The 17981-nt window shown below is 43.9% G+C and carries 17 protein-coding genes and 1 tRNA gene; 9 read left to right on the plus strand and 9 right to left on the minus strand.

Annotated elements, in window-relative coordinates; translation table 11 throughout:
- Window positions 1-193 precede the first annotated feature (193 nt).
- The 4 genes from psbU to ACTIE0_RS17135 form a co-directional block, all read right to left on the minus strand.
- Window positions 194-628: a photosystem II complex extrinsic protein PsbU gene (gene psbU / locus ACTIE0_RS17120; RefSeq protein ID WP_006624378.1), complete on the minus strand. Its 435-nt coding sequence runs from the start codon at window positions 626-628 to the stop codon at window positions 194-196.
- Between the two features lie 451 nt (window positions 629-1079).
- Complete coding sequence (locus ACTIE0_RS17125) at window positions 1080-1526, minus strand: SRPBCC family protein (protein WP_006624377.1); 447 nt, start codon at window positions 1524-1526, stop codon at window positions 1080-1082.
- Between the two features lie 89 nt (window positions 1527-1615).
- Window positions 1616-3088, minus strand: coding sequence for a 9,9'-di-cis-zeta-carotene desaturase (gene zds / locus ACTIE0_RS17130; RefSeq protein ID WP_006624376.1), 1473 nt, complete (start codon window positions 3086-3088; stop codon window positions 1616-1618).
- Between the two features lie 50 nt (window positions 3089-3138).
- Window positions 3139-3483 carry a hypothetical protein gene (locus ACTIE0_RS17135; RefSeq protein WP_006624375.1) on the minus strand — a complete coding sequence of 115 codons (345 nt, stop codon included), beginning with the start codon at window positions 3481-3483 and terminating at the stop codon, window positions 3139-3141.
- 579 nt (window positions 3484-4062) lie between these two features.
- Between ACTIE0_RS17135 and ACTIE0_RS17140 the strand changes: the two genes are divergently transcribed.
- A complete protein-coding gene (locus ACTIE0_RS17140; RefSeq protein ID WP_006624374.1) occupies window positions 4063-4551 on the plus strand; it encodes an arsenate reductase/protein-tyrosine-phosphatase family protein in 489 nt (162 codons plus the stop codon).
- A 4-nt stretch (window positions 4552-4555) separates the two neighbouring features.
- Here the strand turns inward: ACTIE0_RS17140 and ACTIE0_RS17145 are convergent, their stop codons facing one another.
- The 3 genes from ACTIE0_RS17145 to ACTIE0_RS17155 all read right to left on the minus strand — a co-directional run bounded on the left by ACTIE0_RS17145 (window position 4556) and on the right by ACTIE0_RS17155 (window position 7109).
- Window positions 4556-5326, minus strand: coding sequence for an ABC transporter permease (locus ACTIE0_RS17145; protein WP_006624373.1), 771 nt, complete (start codon window positions 5324-5326; stop codon window positions 4556-4558).
- A 76-nt stretch (window positions 5327-5402) separates the two neighbouring features.
- Window positions 5403-6236 carry a transglutaminase-like domain-containing protein gene (locus ACTIE0_RS17150; protein ID WP_006624372.1) on the minus strand — a complete coding sequence of 278 codons (834 nt, stop codon included), beginning with the start codon at window positions 6234-6236 and terminating at the stop codon, window positions 5403-5405.
- Between the two features lie 6 nt (window positions 6237-6242).
- Window positions 6243-7109 carry a DUF6816 family protein gene (locus ACTIE0_RS17155; RefSeq protein ID WP_006668679.1) on the minus strand — a complete coding sequence of 289 codons (867 nt, stop codon included), beginning with the start codon at window positions 7107-7109 and terminating at the stop codon, window positions 6243-6245.
- A 284-nt stretch (window positions 7110-7393) separates the two neighbouring features.
- On the opposite strand from ACTIE0_RS17155, the gene ACTIE0_RS17160 reads away from it, so the two are divergent.
- The 3 genes from ACTIE0_RS17160 (at window position 7394) to ACTIE0_RS17170 (ending at window position 12789) form a co-directional block, all read left to right on the plus strand.
- The gene (locus ACTIE0_RS17160) at window positions 7394-8500 is read left to right on the plus strand and encodes a Gfo/Idh/MocA family protein (protein WP_006668678.1); all 1107 of its coding nucleotides are present in this window, start codon (window positions 7394-7396) and stop codon (window positions 8498-8500) included.
- Window positions 8501-8875: 375 nt separating this feature from the next.
- A complete protein-coding gene (locus ACTIE0_RS17165) occupies window positions 8876-12598 on the plus strand; it encodes a PAS domain S-box protein (protein WP_439516941.1) in 3723 nt (1240 codons plus the stop codon).
- Between the two features lie 119 nt (window positions 12599-12717).
- Window positions 12718-12789, plus strand: a tRNA-Gln gene (locus ACTIE0_RS17170).
- Window positions 12790-12901: 112 nt separating this feature from the next.
- Here the strand turns inward: ACTIE0_RS17170 and map are convergent.
- Window positions 12902-13663 (minus strand): type I methionyl aminopeptidase, encoded by a 762-nt coding sequence (map, locus tag ACTIE0_RS17175; RefSeq protein ID WP_006624368.1) that lies wholly within the window; start codon window positions 13661-13663, stop codon window positions 12902-12904.
- A gap of 155 nt (window positions 13664-13818) precedes the next feature.
- Here map and ACTIE0_RS17180 point away from each other — a divergent pair, with 155 nt between their 5' ends.
- The 5 genes from ACTIE0_RS17180 (at window position 13819) to ACTIE0_RS17200 (ending at window position 16643) form a co-directional block, all read left to right on the plus strand.
- Window positions 13819-14178, plus strand: coding sequence for a DUF4870 domain-containing protein (locus ACTIE0_RS17180; protein WP_006624367.1), 360 nt, complete (start codon window positions 13819-13821; stop codon window positions 14176-14178).
- 22 nt (window positions 14179-14200) lie between these two features.
- Window positions 14201-15034, plus strand: coding sequence for a Tab2/Atab2 family RNA-binding protein (locus ACTIE0_RS17185; protein WP_006668676.1), 834 nt, complete (start codon window positions 14201-14203; stop codon window positions 15032-15034).
- Between the two features lie 103 nt (window positions 15035-15137).
- A complete protein-coding gene (locus ACTIE0_RS17190; RefSeq protein ID WP_006624365.1) occupies window positions 15138-15293 on the plus strand; it encodes a hypothetical protein in 156 nt (51 codons plus the stop codon).
- A gap of 172 nt (window positions 15294-15465) precedes the next feature.
- Window positions 15466-15729, plus strand: a complete 264-nt coding sequence (locus ACTIE0_RS17195; protein ID WP_006624364.1) for a helix-turn-helix domain-containing protein — start codon at window positions 15466-15468, stop codon at window positions 15727-15729.
- Window positions 15726-16643: a hypothetical protein gene (locus tag ACTIE0_RS17200; RefSeq protein WP_006624363.1), complete on the plus strand. Its 918-nt coding sequence runs from the start codon at window positions 15726-15728 to the stop codon at window positions 16641-16643. Before ACTIE0_RS17195 ends, ACTIE0_RS17200 begins: the two co-directional genes overlap by 4 nt.
- Here the strand turns inward: ACTIE0_RS17200 and ACTIE0_RS17205 are convergent.
- Window positions 16609-17562, minus strand: a complete 954-nt coding sequence (locus ACTIE0_RS17205; RefSeq protein ID WP_235677513.1) for a DNA methyltransferase — start codon at window positions 17560-17562, stop codon at window positions 16609-16611. The genes ACTIE0_RS17200 and ACTIE0_RS17205 overlap by 35 nt on opposite strands.
- Window positions 17563-17981: the final 419 nt, after the last annotated feature.

The following is a 17981-nucleotide window of genomic DNA, read 5'->3' on the forward strand; positions in this document are numbered from 1 at the left end:
GCCAGTTAAGGCTATAGCTGGTCAGCTACCTGAAAGGGGGGCACGAAGCCCCTGTGCTTCAGCCGGGGGTGCTGACAGACCCACACCTACTTAGGGCGCGTTGTCCAGAGAAATGGCGGCGGTCATAATTCTTAGCCTGATTCCTAGCCTTGAATACTTATATTTGAGCCATCAACGGATTCTCTACTCCAACCTAGTCATAGACTCCGGTATTGAGGCGGAAATCTCCTTCCTGTAGAATCGGCTCTACCGGAGTGATGGTAAACTCACCGATATAGCGTTCTATAATCTCTTTCTGGGCATCGGTTAACCCCGGAATTTCTAATACTTCCTCCACTGAATCATAGGGCGCTGCGTCAATGATAATTTTGGCCAAGGTGGGAAACATTCCCGGATATTGACGGAATTCTCGGATTGAGCTATTATTCAAATCCAATTTTTTCCCAAATTCAGTACCCAACTTGGCATCAGCCTTGTTTCTACGGTTAACTTCCGCCAAAACAGGTGCTTGCAGACTCCGTAATTGAACAAAACTCAAATCCGCTGCCCATGCAGGCTGAGGGACACTCCATCCTAGCAAACCTACCAACAAGCCTACTAAGGCTAATACCTGACCCAATCGTTTCATTAAAATTCTTCTCCCATTTGTTCTAAACTACATAGACAGAATCCACAAAATCTGTATTACGAATCCTGCAATATTGTTGAATATACCCCAACACCGGACCTTTAAAGGAAAATAATTCGGAATTGTCGATCATGGATCGTTTCACCCCAGACCCTCTCAATGATCAATTCCTACATCATTTTATTTTCCTCAACCCGCCCCCATTAGGCAATAGCCAATCACCGGGAATTATTCATTGTTAATTGTCCTCGGAATTATGTTAAGTTTTGTAACAAGCCCCTCGTCACAAGTAGGGGGTAGGGGTTGCTTTCTGAGTTCGTTTCTGCTACTATATTAAAAAATCGCAATATAGACAAAATTTTATGGTTTGCAAATACTACCATTATTTGAAAGTATGTCAATATAGTATCACGATTTGGGGCGACCTGTCAACCCTTCCCATAAATAAAGTTCAGCGACGAGCATAATAATCTAAAGCATAATCCCTAAAACGTTCCAAATCCTTAGCAATAGTAGACTCAACGACACCCCCAAGAAAGAGATTATCCATAATTTTCCCTAACAGACCGGGAATGGCATAAGAGACTGAGAGGCGGACAATACTACTACCATGGCGATCGTAAAAACGGATAGCGCCTCGGTTAGGCAACCCATCGACTGATTCCCATTGAATAATCTGATGTGGAATCTCTTTAAGAATGCGAGAAAGCCAGCTAAATTCAAAGTTACCACTAGCTAATTTCCACTTAGAAAGTTCCGGGTTGTCGTCTAAGATTTTGACGGACTCGATCCACTTCATCCACCGTGGCATTTGTTCTAAATCTGACCATAAATCCCACGCGATATCAATGGGAACATTAACTTCAATTTGCACGCTATGTTCTAACCAATCAGCCATTTTAGTTACTTAATTATTAAGGTGTGAGGTAGTTGATATTTAGGCACAGTCCCCGCCCTACTTATAGCAAGCCAGACAGGGACAAGATTTTATGGCTGTACGCCCGGCTTGCTCATTTGGAGAAAGTTAGCAGCATTTTCCAGGATCACACGGGCAGCCTGTCGCCCAGAGAGGGTAGCACCTTCCATGCTATCAATATAATCCTGTTGTGTGTAACTTCCAGCCAAGAAAAAGTTAGCAATGGGAGTTTTTTGGGGGGGACGGTAGGGGTCCATTCCGGGGGCTTCCCGATAGAGGGACTGGGCTAGTTTAACTACACTATACCAAGTCATATTTAACTCTCGGGAAGATGGGAAAAGTTGGTGAACTTGCTGGAGAACATGATTGGCGATCGCCTCATTATTTTGTTTAATAAAAGGGTCGCCAGGAGTCAAAACTAACTGTAGCAGAGAACCCTGTCCGGGACGGTAATAGTCCCCCGGACTGGTTAAAGCCAAATCAGCAAAACAGGAGAAATCGGCATCAGCAGTATACAGCAAGTTATCTATACCTGCGGCTTTTTCTAACTGTTGGCGTGCGAGTGAGTCTTGAAGTTCTGTTACCCAACCATCAAAGCGCAATTGCACTGTGGCTACGGGAACAGTATCTAACTTGTAAATATTGTCAAATTCCGGCCATTTTCGCCAAGCCTCTGGGAGCATTTTTTGAGCCCCAGGAACATCACAGGCGCAAACATAAGCATCTGCAATAATGGTTTCTTCGGTTTCCCCTTGGGCTACCACCAAGCCAGTGACATGGGTTTGGCCGTCAATTTCGGTAAACTGAATTTCTCTAACCCGTCGTCGCAGATGAATTTTAGCGCCCCGTTGTTGGAGATAGTTAACAATAGGTTTATGGAGATATTCCGCTGGAGACCCTTCCAACATTCGCAAGACGGAGGCTTCTGTTTTGGCGGCGAAAAACTGAAAAATCGTCAGCATACAGCGCGCGGAGATATTTTCAGTATCGATAAAACCTAAAGCATAGGCGATGGGGTTCCACATTCGTTTGAGGCTACCTTCAGACCCTCCCTGGCGGCGAAACCAGTCCGCAAAACTGACTTGATCTAGGTCTCGAATGTTTCTCATGGCTCCCTCAAAGTCTACCAAACCCCGGACAATGGGGCTAGTTCCCAGGGCGATCGCATTTTGCAATTTATCCTGAACGGAAAGCTGAGAAGTTGTGAAAAAGGCCTTGAGTCCGTTGAAGGGTGCGCCAGTGATGAACCGGAAATCTAAACTTCCGATCACGCCATCGCGGTTGACAAAGCAGTGAATATGGTCTTTTAATCGCAGATTCTCAAAGGCTCCCACCTTTTTCATTAAATCAAATAGTTGGTAGTAGCAGCCAAAAAAGACGTGCAGACCCATTTCGACATGATTACCTTCTGGGTCTACCCAGCTACCTACTTTACCACCCACAAAGGGGCGAGACTCAAATAGTTCTACTTCATGTCCGGCATCAACCAGATCAACAGCCGTGGCCATGCCAGCTAATCCAGCTCCAGCGATCGCAACCCGCATCCTACATTATCCTTAACAGTTCCTTTACGAATTTTAACAATAAAGTGATCCTACTGATCGATTTTTCGTTCAATTTTCCAGTTATGGGACTTGCAGATTGATTCTAGCATCTCCACAAAGCTGTCAATCCTAGCTTTACCCGCACCATAACCTAGATTTAAAAACCCGACATCTCCACCAGCAGTGATGACATCGATTTCACAATAGTCAAATTCGGCATAGTTTAAAATTATCGTGGTTGACAAATTGGCAGAAATTCGCGCCGACAAAGACTCCTCGACTAAGATATTGACATTACCAATAGTGCGGACAATGACATCGGGGAAGTAGTCGCAGAGTTCATGGACTAGCTGATCTAAATAAGAACCCCGTAGGATAACCGTTTGAATATTCATAGGGTGATTGGCTTGTAAATCTTATTACTGATAGGAGTTGAGGGCGGATAATTGCCCGGCTGTCCTCAAAGTCTCAGCTTTGTGGACCTAACCCTATCTCTGTTATTATCCTGCCATCTGGGAGAAAATGATTCAGTTTTCCAAAAAACTTAATAAGTGACCACAGAACCCCAGCCTTAACCATTTACGCCGTGATGGTGAACCAATTGTATAACTGAAAAGTTTTATGTGATTGACAATACACTGAATGGCTATGGTTGTGGTATAATGCGATCGCATTTTTAGTCAATTGTCACAACTCGCCACTGGGTTAAGATGATCACTTTTGAGAAGTTTTATCACTATGGTACTCAGTCTATGAGTTGAGACTATTCTGATTATCCACTGTCTGGGGGCGTTCTAAGTTTATCGCCATCAAATAAATTGCCGAAATCTGTCAAATAAGTTATAGTGGTTGTTGCTATACTATGATCTACGGTAAGATTGATTGAGAACATGGCAGGGCTAATTTAGCAACTTCTCCCCTAGCAGATACATGGTCGCTGTCTGAACCCACATCTAATCAACATCAAGGTGCTTATGAAAACCATTTTATTTTTGTCTACAGGAAATGACTACCTCAGTCGATTTTCTGAATATTTGTTTAATTATTTGGCGGAAACCAGGGGCTTGAGTTGGCGTGCTTATTCTGGTTTATTACCAGTAGATAAAAGCCATTATTCTAGTAATTATTCAATGGGGGCGATCGCCTTAGAGGTGATTGACGAATTGGAGAAACGGGGTATTTCCTTAGATTATTCTGTGCGGACTATCAGACCCGTATCTCAAATCAACTTTAAAAATGCCAATAAAACGATTGCCATTGATGAATCAACCTATCGTCCATTAATGGTTAAACGATATCCTTCCTGGGTGAATACGGTCGAGTATTGGAATTTATCCGATATCAAACCAGCCAGCCGAGAGTCGTCTTTACAACAGCTAGAAAAGCGGATTAACCAACTTATTAACCAGTTAGCACCCAGTCAGGGAAATTTAGCCTCTGTGTGGGCGGGATATGATGACTAATGGCTTATAATTCTCGGCGGGAAAAAATAGCGATCGCCAAGGCTAAGAGTAGGACGGTGTAAATGATACCATATCCAGCATTAGCCACGAGAATAGGAACATCAGGGATCTCGGCATAAACGGCATCATTTTTGAGATTCAGACGGGCTAAATCCGGTAAAATGACATACATAGCCGTAGTGACATTTTCAATGGTGTTACTATCGCTAATTTGACCTAATTCGAGTAAGTCTCGACTCAAACTCCCCATTACATAAACCGCAAAAGTTAGGAGTGTAGCCAAGAGAGAACTCGTCAACACCCCTAACAAAATCCCGGCGGCTCCAATTAGCCCAAACTTAATCCAAATAAACAGATTAGAAATGGCGATACTTTGTCCGGGGTAGGGAATTTGGTTAAGACTTAAAACCCCCATATATATGACTGTCATTACCACCAATAAAACTGCTAAAACCGCCCACAAACCCAAATGTTTACCAATAATCAATTCCGGGCGGCTAACTGGCTTGGAAATCAGTAAGTAAACGGTGCGTTTTTCAATTTCCTGGTTAATTAAGTTGGTACTGACAAAAACTGCGACAATTAAGCTAAGAATGCTGATAGCAGCTAAACCGAGATCTAAGACAATTTTATCTTCTAAACTAGCAGCGACTTGCGGCATTAGTTCAACTGCTGCTACCATCAACAGCGCAAAGATACCCAAAATATAGAGAACCCTAGCGCGCATGACTTCCCAAAACACATTTTTGGCGATCGCCATTATCCTTCCCAACATGATGCTTGACCCTCCTATAACCACGATGGTTATCACTTGACTAGGATTCTCTCATATTAGCGTAATCTGATGTTGACTACTCCAAAAAGGCGATCGCCTCCTCAGTATATATAGGACATTCACCGGGACTGATACAATCAACAAATAACTCCATTTTCGACATAAAGACTGACCCGAAAATGGTAGCAAAAGAAACATCGGCTGCATCTCTTCCGGTCCCAATGCGGATCAACCCAGTCCGGGGAACTAAACGAGTCGCATCAAACAAATACCAGCGATCGCCTAAATAAGCCTCAAAATAGGCATGAAAATCGGGGGGTTGCAAATCATAAGCATAGCCAGTCACAAACCGCGCGGGAATATTCAAAGACCGACACAAAGCAATACCTAAATGGGCAAAATCTCGACAAACTCCCGCCCTTTCCGTAACCGTATCAAAAGCGGAGGTATGGGCGTTGGTACTCCCGGATAAATAAGTGACATTTTCATAAATCCAATTACAGATAGCTGTCACTCGCGAATAGTCAGGAACTAAATCACCAAACTCGGTCTGGGCGAACCGCATCAAGCGATCGGACTCACAATAGCGACTAGGATATAAATAAGGTAACACATCCAAAGGCAGTTTCGCTGGGGTAACTTCATGAATATCGTGAGGGTGTTCTTCAAAGGGTTTAAATTCAACTGTTGCTTGATAAGATATTTCCAAATTTCCGGGAGGTGAATTAACCCTAATGTATCGGTTTTCTAGTTCTGGAGGAATGTATTCATCCATAGGAACATCAGGTGCAATGTGTAGGTCTTCTTGGAGGATATTTTGAAATCGGTTATTGCAAACTGCAATATTGAAAATTAAGGTACTATCGCTATAAATCTCATAATTTAGCTGACAGCCTAAATTGAATTTCATAGATAATTAATCCCCCTGATTGGTAACTTGTTGTAACGTTAGTTGATAGCGATAAAGGGCGACGGGATTTCCGGCGGCTTTAAAGTAATTAGGATCTTGTGGGGATAGGTAAATCGCTGTCATCTGATTACCTACTATCCCTTGTTTCTCCTGTCGATAAGCTGTGGTTGTTTCTACCTCATTCAGATATAGGGTTGATTCTCCCTCAAATATCTGCTGGGCGATTTCTGAGGCGATAAATTCTCCTGGTGATGGTGTTTCTGTTCCGCGACTGGTTACCACAGATATCAAGCTACGATCGCCAGGAAATTTAGTAATTTGGCGGTTGGGATTATTGGGGTCAACCTGTACGGATATCACCCCCCGATCGCCTAATATAGCCTTAGCAATATTTAACGCATTACCAGAGCGATCGGCTACTATCTCAGGATAGAGTTTTTCCTCTAACTTCAACCGGGGAACCGGAGATAACACCGAGGATATAGGCGCAGATTTCATCTCCCTAAACTGGACTTGAAAACTTATGGGTTGATCGAGATAGCCAAGATTTCCCTCAAAACCAGGAGTTACCAGATCCGGTGCTAGGGGGGCGCGCGCCTCCACTAGGGTACTGGTGACATCCCATTTTCCCGCCATCCATTCTGGGTAGACTAAATCTCCCCTCGCTTCACTCAAGACGGGTTTTCCTTTCCAGTCGGGAAATTCACGATCGCTTAATGAACCCGCCCACGCCGCAGATGGCGATAACCAGAACAGCAGCCCACCTAAAAACAATAATAAAGCCAAAGTGGCGCGATCGCACCTCATCCTATAAAGCAAATTCATATTACCAGGAACAGGACAAGCATAGCCTTGCTTAAATACAAGACCCATTGTTGATTGGAGTGAGAAAAATTAATGTATCTAATGCACGGGGAAAAAACTATTTTTCGCCACCATTCCCATTATAACACACTCCGAGATTTTTGACGATGGTTAAAATTAAATCTTGGTGAACTTAGGTCAGCTTTTGGGCTAGTAGCAAGGAGGTTGATCAAGTCTGTGGTGCGATCGCCTGTTGGCAATAGTTGACCATCATTAGCAGTCCAGCGGCTAACAATAGTTAACTAAACAGTGCTAGGATCCCACTTAGGATAGATGATCGGAACGAGTAAGTTATGACCGCAAATAAAATTGGTATTGCCGTAGTCGGGACGGGATTTGGTCAAAAAGTCCACATCCCGGCTCTCAAGGAACACCCCCGCACGGAGATTATAGCAGTTTACCATCGAGATCTAGACAAAGCCAAGGCGATCGCATCTGAACATAATATTCCCCACGCCAGCGATCGGGTGAGTCAAATGGTCACTATACCAGAAGTCAGCGCTGTTACCGTTGCTACCCCCCCATTTCTCCACTTTCAGATGGCCAAAGAAGTTCTCCACGCTGGAAAACATCTGTTATTAGAAAAACCCACCACTGTTAATGTTGAAGAGGCCAAATATCTGTATCAACTGGCTAACGACAAAAACTGTGTCACCACCATGGATTTTGAATTTCGCTTTGTCCCGCAATGGCTGCAATTAGAAAAACTACTACGCCAGGGATATGTCGGACAACCGAGGCTAGTCAAGATTGATTGGTTAGTGTCCAGTCGCGCGGATGCTAATCGACCCTGGAACTGGTATGCTGAGAAACAAAAGGGCGGCGGTGCTTTAGGCGCGATCGGTTCCCACAGCTTCGACTATATACACTGGCTATTTGGTCCGATAAGCCGCCTGTGCGGACAGTTAAGCACAACCATAGCCGAACGTCCTGATCCGGCTGAGTCCGGCAAACTGAAGCCTGTAGATGCCGATGATACCTGTAATTTAATCTTGGAGTTAGCCGACGGAACCCCCTGTCAGGTATGTTTGAGTTCTTGCACCTTCCAGGGACGGGGACACTGGGTAGAAGTCTATGGTAGTGATGGAACATTAATTCTCGGTAGCAATAATCAAAAAGACTATATCCACGGTTTCAAATTGTGGGGAAGTAAAGCTGGGGAAGATTTGGCAGAAATTGCCATTCCCGATAATTTGCAGTTTCCCAAAACTCATGATGATGGTCGCATCTCTGCCTTTTTGCGGGTTGTCGATCGCTGGATGGAAGCTATCTCACGCCATGAGTCCCTGGTACCTTCTTTGCGGGAGGGGGTCTATTCTCAATTACTAATGGATCTCACCCATGAATCCAATGTTACAGGGACTTGGGTTGATGTTCCTGATCTGAACAATTTATTGTAGATTTGTGCAGGGATACTAGCCCTACATCCTAGGATATGATGGCTAATATAGGTGAGAGCCTAAATGTAAGTATAACAGTATGGTTATGTTCACGCGCTAGGTCATTGATGGTGTTAAGTCCAGTTACAAATTTATAAGAACGGCCTGTTTTTTTGTTAAGATTAAATTAAAGGTAATTGCGGTGTGGCATTAAGACTTTGGACAAGCCATTTAAAGCCAGTTGCGAGTTAAAAATCAATGCGGATGTTTGGTATTACCCCTCTCAATTAAGGTCTGTTATAGTCAGACCCGTTGTTATAGACTGATCCGTGCTTTGTGCCAGTCTCTTCCCTGAAGTGGGAATAATTATATGACAGTAAAATTTAAGGTAAAACTATGTCCAGATTAAACGGCCGAGTTTTCGACCTGGGAAGTGGGGTATTGCGTCAGATCGGCATTAGCCCTGACATCTCCTTTGACGATATAACTCGCCTGACTATCCACATTACCAATGCACCGATCGCTTTCATCAGCTTTATCGACCAAACTCATCAGTGGCTGAAGGCTCAAATAGGCTTATCTGATGATCTGAGTGTTTATTTGGATTTTTGCGGATATGCGATCGCCTATCATCGTGGTGGGAATCTCAGCACCGAGCCCGACAGTCCTACCTCCCAACCGATTATTATTCAAGATATCAGCACTCACCCCAAGCTGGCTAATCATGCGATCGCTAACAATGAGCAACCCATCAAATCCTATCTGGGTGTTCCAATTACTACCCGAGATGGCTATCAATTGGGGATGCTATCAGTGATGACTTATGAGTGCTGGCAACCTTCATCAGGGCAGATTATAGCCCTAGAATCCCTCAGTCGTCAAGTAGCTAACCAAGTTAATTTACACAGACAATTAATGGACCTACACGGGAAACTAAGTCATCTGGAAACTATTATCCAAGAAAGGAGAAAGGTATGGGATATTGTCCGACAAGAACGGGATTTTGTCAATGCGGTTTTAGATACTATTAGCGCCCTAGTAGTGGTGATTGATCCGGAGGGTCAGATTGTCCGTTTTAATAAAAGTTGTGAACAATTAACGGGATATAAAGCGGGAGATGTTGAGGGCTTATTGATTGAGGATTTAGGATTATCAATTTTTGATCAAGACTGGGAATCATTGAATTGGGGTTTAGCAGCCATTGAGTTTGACGATCCGCCCCCATCATCTCATCAGGTCCAATCGAATAGTATAAGGATGGGTCATTTTCCAAGACAGTGTGAGAACCTCTGGGAAGGAGCTAATGGAGATTCCCATTTAGTCGCTTGGTCAAATAGTGCCATTAGGAATCCAGATGGCTCTCTCAGATATATATTAGGCTGTGGAATTGATATTACTAACCGCAAACAGTCCGAAGAAATGTTGCATTTATTGCAACGGGCGATCGAAGCTAGTCCTAATGGGATTGTAATTTCGGAAAACACCAAAAATGATCTGCCAATTATTTACTGTAATGCAGCTTTTGAAAAGCTAACTGGGTATACTAAAGAAGAGGTGATTGGTCAAAACTGTCGGTTTCTACAAGGACCAGAAACCCATGAAGATGCGATCGCTATGATTAGACAATCCATCAAACGCAAACAAGGATGTAAAGTGACATTAAAAAATTATCGGAAAAATGGTAGCTGCTTCTGGAATGAACTAGCTATTTCTCCGGTGCGAGACCACCGAGGAAAACTCACCCATTTTATTGGTATTCAAACTGATATTACCGAACGGAAGCAGTCCGAAGATGCTCTGCGAGAAAGTGAAGCCCGCTACCGTCTGTTAGCCGATCATGCTACAGACTTAATCTCCCGACATGATGCTGAGGGTATTTATATTTATGCGTCTCCAGCCTGTCGAGATTTACTAGGTTATGAACCGGAAGAATTAATAGGAATTTCCGCTTATAATTTTTTCCACCCTGATGATAGAGAGCGCATCCAGAAATCTCACCAGACCTTATTGAGTAACTCTGATGTGGATACGGTAAGTTATCGAGTTCGGCGTTCCGATGGTAGTTTTATATGGTTTGAAACTACTTCTCATGCTATCCGCAATCAAGAGAATAATGATATCCAAGAGATCGTATCTATATCTCGTGACATTACCGAACGCAAACAAGCAGAAGAAATCCTGCGGGAGCGATCGCACCTTTCTTTATTAGAGGCGGAAGTTGGGAAAGCCCTAGGACAAGGTGGGACAATACCAACTATTTTGAATCGTTGCGCGAAAGCAATGGATCAGTATTTAAAAGTCGCGGGGGTATCGATATGGACCATAAACAGTCAAACTAATCAACTCGAACGACAAGCTGGGGCGGGAATTGTTACCCTGAAAGCACCCACACCTCAGCTATGGAACCATGAACTATCGCAAATGTCTCAACAGATGGCGCAGCTTTCCCACCAAACCTTAGAAGTTCCACTGGTGGTAGAAGGGCGGTTAATGGGGATGATGGCTATTTGTAGTTCTCATCCATTATCTCCGCAAGTTCAGGATGTGCTAGGTTGGATTGCTAATGCGATCGCTGTAGGAATTGACCGGGTAAAAGCCCGCGAAGAATTGCAAAGCCGTAGGGAAGCCTTACTATTTCGCTTGGCTAGTCAAATCCGCAATTCCCTAGATATTGACACAATTTTGGGAACAGCAGTTCAGGAGATCCGCAGTGTTCTACAAATCGACCAATGCCATTTTTTGTGGTACTTACCCACCCAACCGAACAGACATAATTTTGCCATTACTCACGAATCGCGATCGCCTTCTTTATCAACAGTTTTAGAAGATTACCCCTCCGATAAAATTGGCTGGTTGGCTCATAAAATCTGTAACCGGGAAACAGTACAGGTTAATAATCTACAAGATACAACCGTTTTAGATGCAACTACCAGGGGATTACTGGAAGATGCGGGAATTGCTTCGGAAATTTTACTACCCCTGGAGACGCGATCGGGACAGCGGGGGGCTGTCGTCTGTAATCAATATAATAGTCCTCGCGATTGGATAGATAGTGATGTGGAACTATTACGAGCCGTAGTAGATCAATTAGCGATCGCCATTGACCAAGCCGAACTTTACGCCCAAACTAGAGCCGCCGCCTTAGCCGCCCAAACTCAAGCCTTCCACCTAAGCGAGGCTCTCCAGGACTTGCAACAAAAAGAGTCACAATTGATTCAAAGTGAAAAAATGTCTAGTTTAGGACAAATGGTGGCGGGGGTAGCCCACGAAATTAATAACCCGGTTAATTTTATCTATGGGAACCTCACCTATGCCCGCGATTATACTAAGGATCTGCTGGAATTGGTGGAACTGTATCAAGAACAATATCCAGAACCCCTGGAAGTGATCCAAGAACGCATAGAAGATATTGACCTAGACTTTTTGGTGGAGGATTTACCGAAAATCCTGTCTTCCATGGAAATGGGAGCCGATCGCATTCGTCAAATTGTCGTCTCTCTACGGAACTTCTCCCGTTTAGACGAGGCGGAAATGAAACCCGTGGATATTCACGAGGGTATTGATAGCACCTTATTGATTCTGCAAAACCGCCTGAAAGCAAAAGGTAGTAGTTCTGGTATTGAACTGGTTAAAAAATATGGTCAACTTCCTAGGGTGGAATGTTATGCGGGACAGCTTAACCAGGTGTTTATGAATATTCTCAGTAATGCGATCGATGCTTTAGATAATCAACCAGACCCCCGTATGATCACCATTACCACCCAAGTCGTATCAATTAGCTCTGGGTCTAACTTATTTCCACTTCCCGCTTCTGATGTCATCAAAACCACCTCTGAAGGGATGATCAAACCTCCCGTATCCAAAAGTCAACAGGTGTTGATTCAGATTCATGATAATGGTCAAGGTATTCCAGAGGATTTAAAAAATCGATTGTTTGATCCATTTTTTACCACTAAACCCGTTGGGAAGGGGACCGGACTGGGACTATCAATTAGTTACCGGATTATTGTTGAAAAGCACGGAGGAAGCCTCAAATGTATCTCCAAGCCGGGAGATGGCTGCACATTTGCGATTCAGATTCCTATTCAACCCCCCCCGGAACTCAAGCACGCTCATTAGATCTACCAGCCTCTGACTGCTTTCCATGTCCGGGAAGATAGGGGGCTGAAAAAAAATTTCCCAAAACACTTGACAAAACCGGGGTGAGTGTTGATATGATAATAAAGCTGAGAGATTATTGGGGCGTCGCCAAGCGGTAAGGCAGCGGGTTTTGGTCCCGCCATTCGGAGGTTCGAATCCTTCCGCCCCAGTTTACTGTAATGAGTTATCAAGCCATATCCTAGGCTGGAGTTAATATTAGCTATTTCCGAGAGTAGGGGCAACTGATCAATTGTCCCTACCTGGCTGGTTTAACCAAGATCGCTATGGTAAAGTTAAAATATCAACTCCCTGGTCAGTTACAGCGATCGTGTGTTCAAATTGAGCAGACAGCTTACCATCTGTGGTAATTGCTGTCCAACCATCATCGAGTACCTCTGCTTCCCAGGTTCCCTCATTAATCATCGGTTCAATCGTAAAAACCATTCCTGAGCGCAGTTTTTTACCTTTTCCACGGGTTCCATAATGGGGAATTTGCGGTGCTGTATGAAAGACGGTATTAACCCCGTGACCGACAAAATCCCGCACTACAGAAAACCCATAACTTTCCGCGTACTCTTGAATAGCAGCCCCAATATCCCCTATGCGACTACCCGGTTTCACCGTCGCAATAGCCCGCCGCAAACATTCCTCCGTGACTTCAACCAATTTTTGAGCCGTCGGGGAAGGATTACCTACAAAAAAGGTTTTTGAGGTGTCGCCGTGGTAGCCATCAACTATAGGGGTGACATCAATATTGATGATATCTCCATCTTGAAGAATCTGCTTGGCGCTGGGGATACCGTGACAGATAACTTCGTTAACACTGGTACAAATAGACTTGGGGAACCCATTATAACCGAGGGGAGCGCTACGGGCACCATGAGCCTGAGTCCAGCGTTCGGCTTCATCGTTGAGTTCTAGGGTACTGACTCCTGGTTTAACCATCGGTTCTAGGTGGTTCAGTAGTTGCGCGGCTAACTTTCCGGCTTGGCGCATCTTTTCAATTTCTCGGCTCGATAGCAGTACGATTGTTTCGGTTCCCATTTGTATAATTAGCTAGTTGATACCCTAATTAGTAGGCTTTTTCTCTACCTAACCTATCACAGTTGATGGTTCTACGGGGTGCGCTAAGGTACTATCTGCTTAAAATGGTATTAAGATAGATCAACAGTGGCATCATACTTAGCTATGGAGGCAACATGACTGATCGACGGAACCAGATAGATCAAGAAAGCAGAACTTGGGGTATGATCGCACACCTGAGCTCTTTTGTGGGTTATGTCATACCTGTGGCTAATATCGTTGGACCTTTGGTGATTTGGCTGCTGAAAAAGGATGAGATGCCATTTGTTGAATATCAAGCTAAAGAAGCGTTGAATTTTCAAATCAGCATTTTGATATATCTGTTTGTATCCATCGTGTTGATTGTGTTTTTAGTTGGAATTCCTCTGCTATTTGCGGTGTTGTTGTTTGATTTGATTTTTACTATTGTGGCAGCCAGCAAAGCTAATGAGGGTATCAGATATCGCTATCCTTTGACTTTAAGATTGATTAAATGATTCACTAATGGCTTGATTTTTTATGCGGATATGGCAAGCTGATTTTTATCGCCGTCCTCTTCGGGATGACAGCGGACAGCCTTTGTGGGAACTGTTACTTTGTGATGAATTCGGCGATCGCTTATTGGTGGCGACTTGTCCTCAGTCGGAAGCTAACTCTACTTGGCTGCTGAAACAGTTAGAAGAAATTTGGGACACTGATCAACCTGATCTGATTCAGGTGTTTCGACCTGCTTGCTTGAATCTCTTTGAGGTGGTGGGTAAACAGTTGGGGGTGACTGTCCAGGGGACTCGTCGGACGCTGGGTTTAAAAAAATTGCTGGCAGAGATGATGTTAATTTATCCCCAAATGCCGGGTTATACTGGCGAGGATTATGATCCTTTGGCTATTGATAAATTACCCCCTTTACCTCTACCGGAAAATCTCTGGGGGACGCGCTGGCGGTTTGCGACTCTTCCAGCGGGAGACCTTCAGGAAGTCTTTGGCGATCGCCCTATTCCTATTTTGGATATGCCATCATTTTTACTACCCCTGAATTTGGGTCTGGCTTCTACCGTTGCTATTTCCGGGGTGGTTATTGATGGGGGTCGCCAGTCTATGCGCTTGGCTAGATGGTTACAGTCGGTTAAACCTGTCGGCTTGAATTACATTCCCGGACAACCTGATGGCTTGATTTTAGAGGCGGGGTTGAGCGATCGCTGGGTAGTTGCTACTTTTGATGATGATGATGTCGCTCAGGCGGCGCGGATGTTTGAGACTCGTAAACGCTTGGCTAAGGGATTACATTTTCTCTTGATTCAACCTGATGATTCTGGGGTAACTTATACGGGTTTTTGGTTGTTAGCAGGGGAATGAAAAATTCCCCCTCAAAAGTTGTTGCTCATCCCCTGAATATGGGCGCGATCGCTCTATGTTGAATAAAAAATCAAGCGTATAGCCATGTAACCCCCAGAAGAATATGGTAACTGATGGGGAGGGGAATTGTCAAGGGTTGGGCGGAAATGAGGCGCGGCTGAGAGTGTTGAACAAAAAATCAATTTTTGTGGGAGGTTATGGGGTGTTGGTTCCGAATAGGCGATCGCTTCAGCGGTTGGATAGAAATTTTGTCAGTTGAAAAAATAGCCTATTATTGTGCGACTTCACTTAAGTTTGACACTTGAGCCGTCAAGTCGGGTGGGGGATTGTTACTTCTAAGACTGATCGGCGGATTCGCAAAATCCCATTTTGGGATTATCCGATCATGGGTTTATGCTGATTTTTGTGAATACCATGCTAAATAATGCACGATGAAGTCCACCTTTAGTCAAGAATATGATGTTTTTCGGAAGTGTATGATTGCGGCTCGAAAAAATGCGAATCTTACCCAGGCAACCCTTGCCAAAGCCGTCAAAAAGCCTCAATCTTTCGTCGCCAAGTACGAGAATAGGGAACGTAGATTAGATGTGATTGAGTTCCTGAGACTGACTCATGCGATCGGTGTAGACCCTTGCGAAATTATCAGACAAGTTGAGCAATCTTTGGGCACTACATCTGGCGAGGGCAAAGTATGAATACACAAGACATTATTAGATTAGCATCTGAATATTTAGCTAATTTATCAGGGCATACGTTCGATATATTAAAGGTTTATAAACCCACATCTGCCGAGGCAGCAGTTAATCTAGCTAAAGTGATTTCAAAGCTATCACCGCTATTGGGAAATCTGATTGAATTCAACACAGTTGAGTTGTTAAATAACCAAGAAATATTTGCAACATTCGGAGAATGGAAAAGGCAAGACCCAGGATTTCCCGACACTATTTTTGTCGGCGACATCAAGCCAACACCAGGATTAGAGATAAAAGTATGGTTTCCATTAGCCACCGAAATAACGGCTCGTTTTAAAGATAGTCAAAATCATTTTCGCCGCGATCAAACATACGTTGCACTGATAGCTTGGTTACCGGAAGCTGTAATTTATGGTAGACCCAAGATTATTGATGTATGTGTTGTGTCGGGTTACTCGATCGCTAAAGCTAGAGACGATCACTATCATAACCCCCCAGATTATCTGATTATCGAGCCAGAAGATACAACCGAAAGAACAGCAAATTTGCAACAAACAAATACAAATGGTTATAAGTTCCAAGGGACAGATGAAGATTTCATGGAAGCCGAGGAAATAGTTAAATCTTGGGGGAATGATGGAAGAGTTTATAAGCCAACGCCAGAATATCAGAAACTTTTACGAGAACTGATCGCACATTTTAAATACAGATTGGACACCAACTTTGCCAAGATGGACAGAATTGTACATCCAGAAATTGAAAGTTTTAAGGAACGTATTTATAAAACTGAGTGTTCTGGAATGGAAATTTATCAATGGCAAAAACTTTTGGCGAGTCGGCGAGATGAGTCAATGAAATCTGCCTTGAGAAGATATCTGGGAATTACAGAAGAGAACATTGATAAAATACTTGACTAAACCGTTTCACCCCATAATAGAAATAAGTTTCGTCAATTTCACAAGCGAAAGCTTTGCGGTTAAGTATGTTAGCAGCCAAAGAAGCACTAAACAGTCCGCCAAATGGTTCCCAAATAACATCCCTTTCTTGGCTAGAAGCTTCAATAATTAGCTGCATGAGGTCGAGGGGCTTTTGATTCAAATGGACGGCTTTACCGTTGGGGGTTTTTATTCGTTCGTTATTCCGTAAAGCCGATCGCTGCCAAACATTGGTAAAACCGTGAGGACATCGAAATTGGGAACGCATTTTCCCCCATTCTTCAGCGGTCAAAGGATGTAGGCCATCTACAGAAAAATAAGGCTTTCCGTCGGGTTTTCCATATTGGTTGGCATAGCCAACTAATTTCTGAAACATATCGGGTGGAGGAAAATACCATAAATGCCCTTGGTCGAAATACTTTCTGGTGGCGGCATCTGCGACACCACAAGCCAGATTGGCTTTGCGTAAAGGTAAACCCGATCGCAACCATTCTTTTCGCAACCATTCTTTCAAGGTTAAGTCATCGAATTTAACTTCTCTGACATATTGAACACAAACTTCTGTTACCACAGGAAAACGTCTGATTTTTTCTGTATTGACATTCCCAGCAATATGAGCTTTTCCCTTGTTCCATATATTGCAGTTGACATAGCGCCAACCCAATTTCTCAAGGATTGGATGTACGACGGCCCATCCAATCTCTGAATTCCAAAACCAGAGGGTTGTACTGGGCAATGCCAACTTTGACCAAGCTGCGATATGGGGTTCATACCACTCGGGCAAATCGAGATGATCAGATGTATCACCTTCAAAGCCTAAAATACCGTAGGCTCCATCTGATATGATGACTGTGGGTTTGTCCCAAGACTGATAATATTCGGCACTATCACCAAGATTCAAACTGACACTGTTGTTACTCCAGCTTGAAAAGGTGAGTGGTTGGTCCAGTTGAACGGATTTGCTGCGTCCGACGGTACTGGTTGCTTTATTTTTCTTTGTGGTTGGCAGCTTATGGTACGGCTCAGATAGACCCATGTATCTTTCATTAGGTTTCACAAACAGGCTAAACATCTATACTTTATCCCATCTGGGAATATTTGGCGATCTAACCAATGATTGAAGTGAAGGGCAAGGGTGGTGGGTGCCCCTTTCATATTATACTTGAGATGGGGCGACAACATCTCCCCATTGCGGATCGAGTTGTCCTTTTAATTGAAGATCTCGCCTAATCAGGTTGTTTTAGATGTCAGCACCCCCGGCTGAAGCACGGGGGCTTCGTGCCCCCCTTTCAGGTAGCTGACCAGCTATAGCCTTAACTG

The sequence above is a fragment of the Limnospira sp. genome (assembly GCF_051859755.1).
GTDB lineage: Bacteria > Cyanobacteriota > Cyanobacteriia > Cyanobacteriales > Microcoleaceae > Limnospira > Limnospira fusiformis.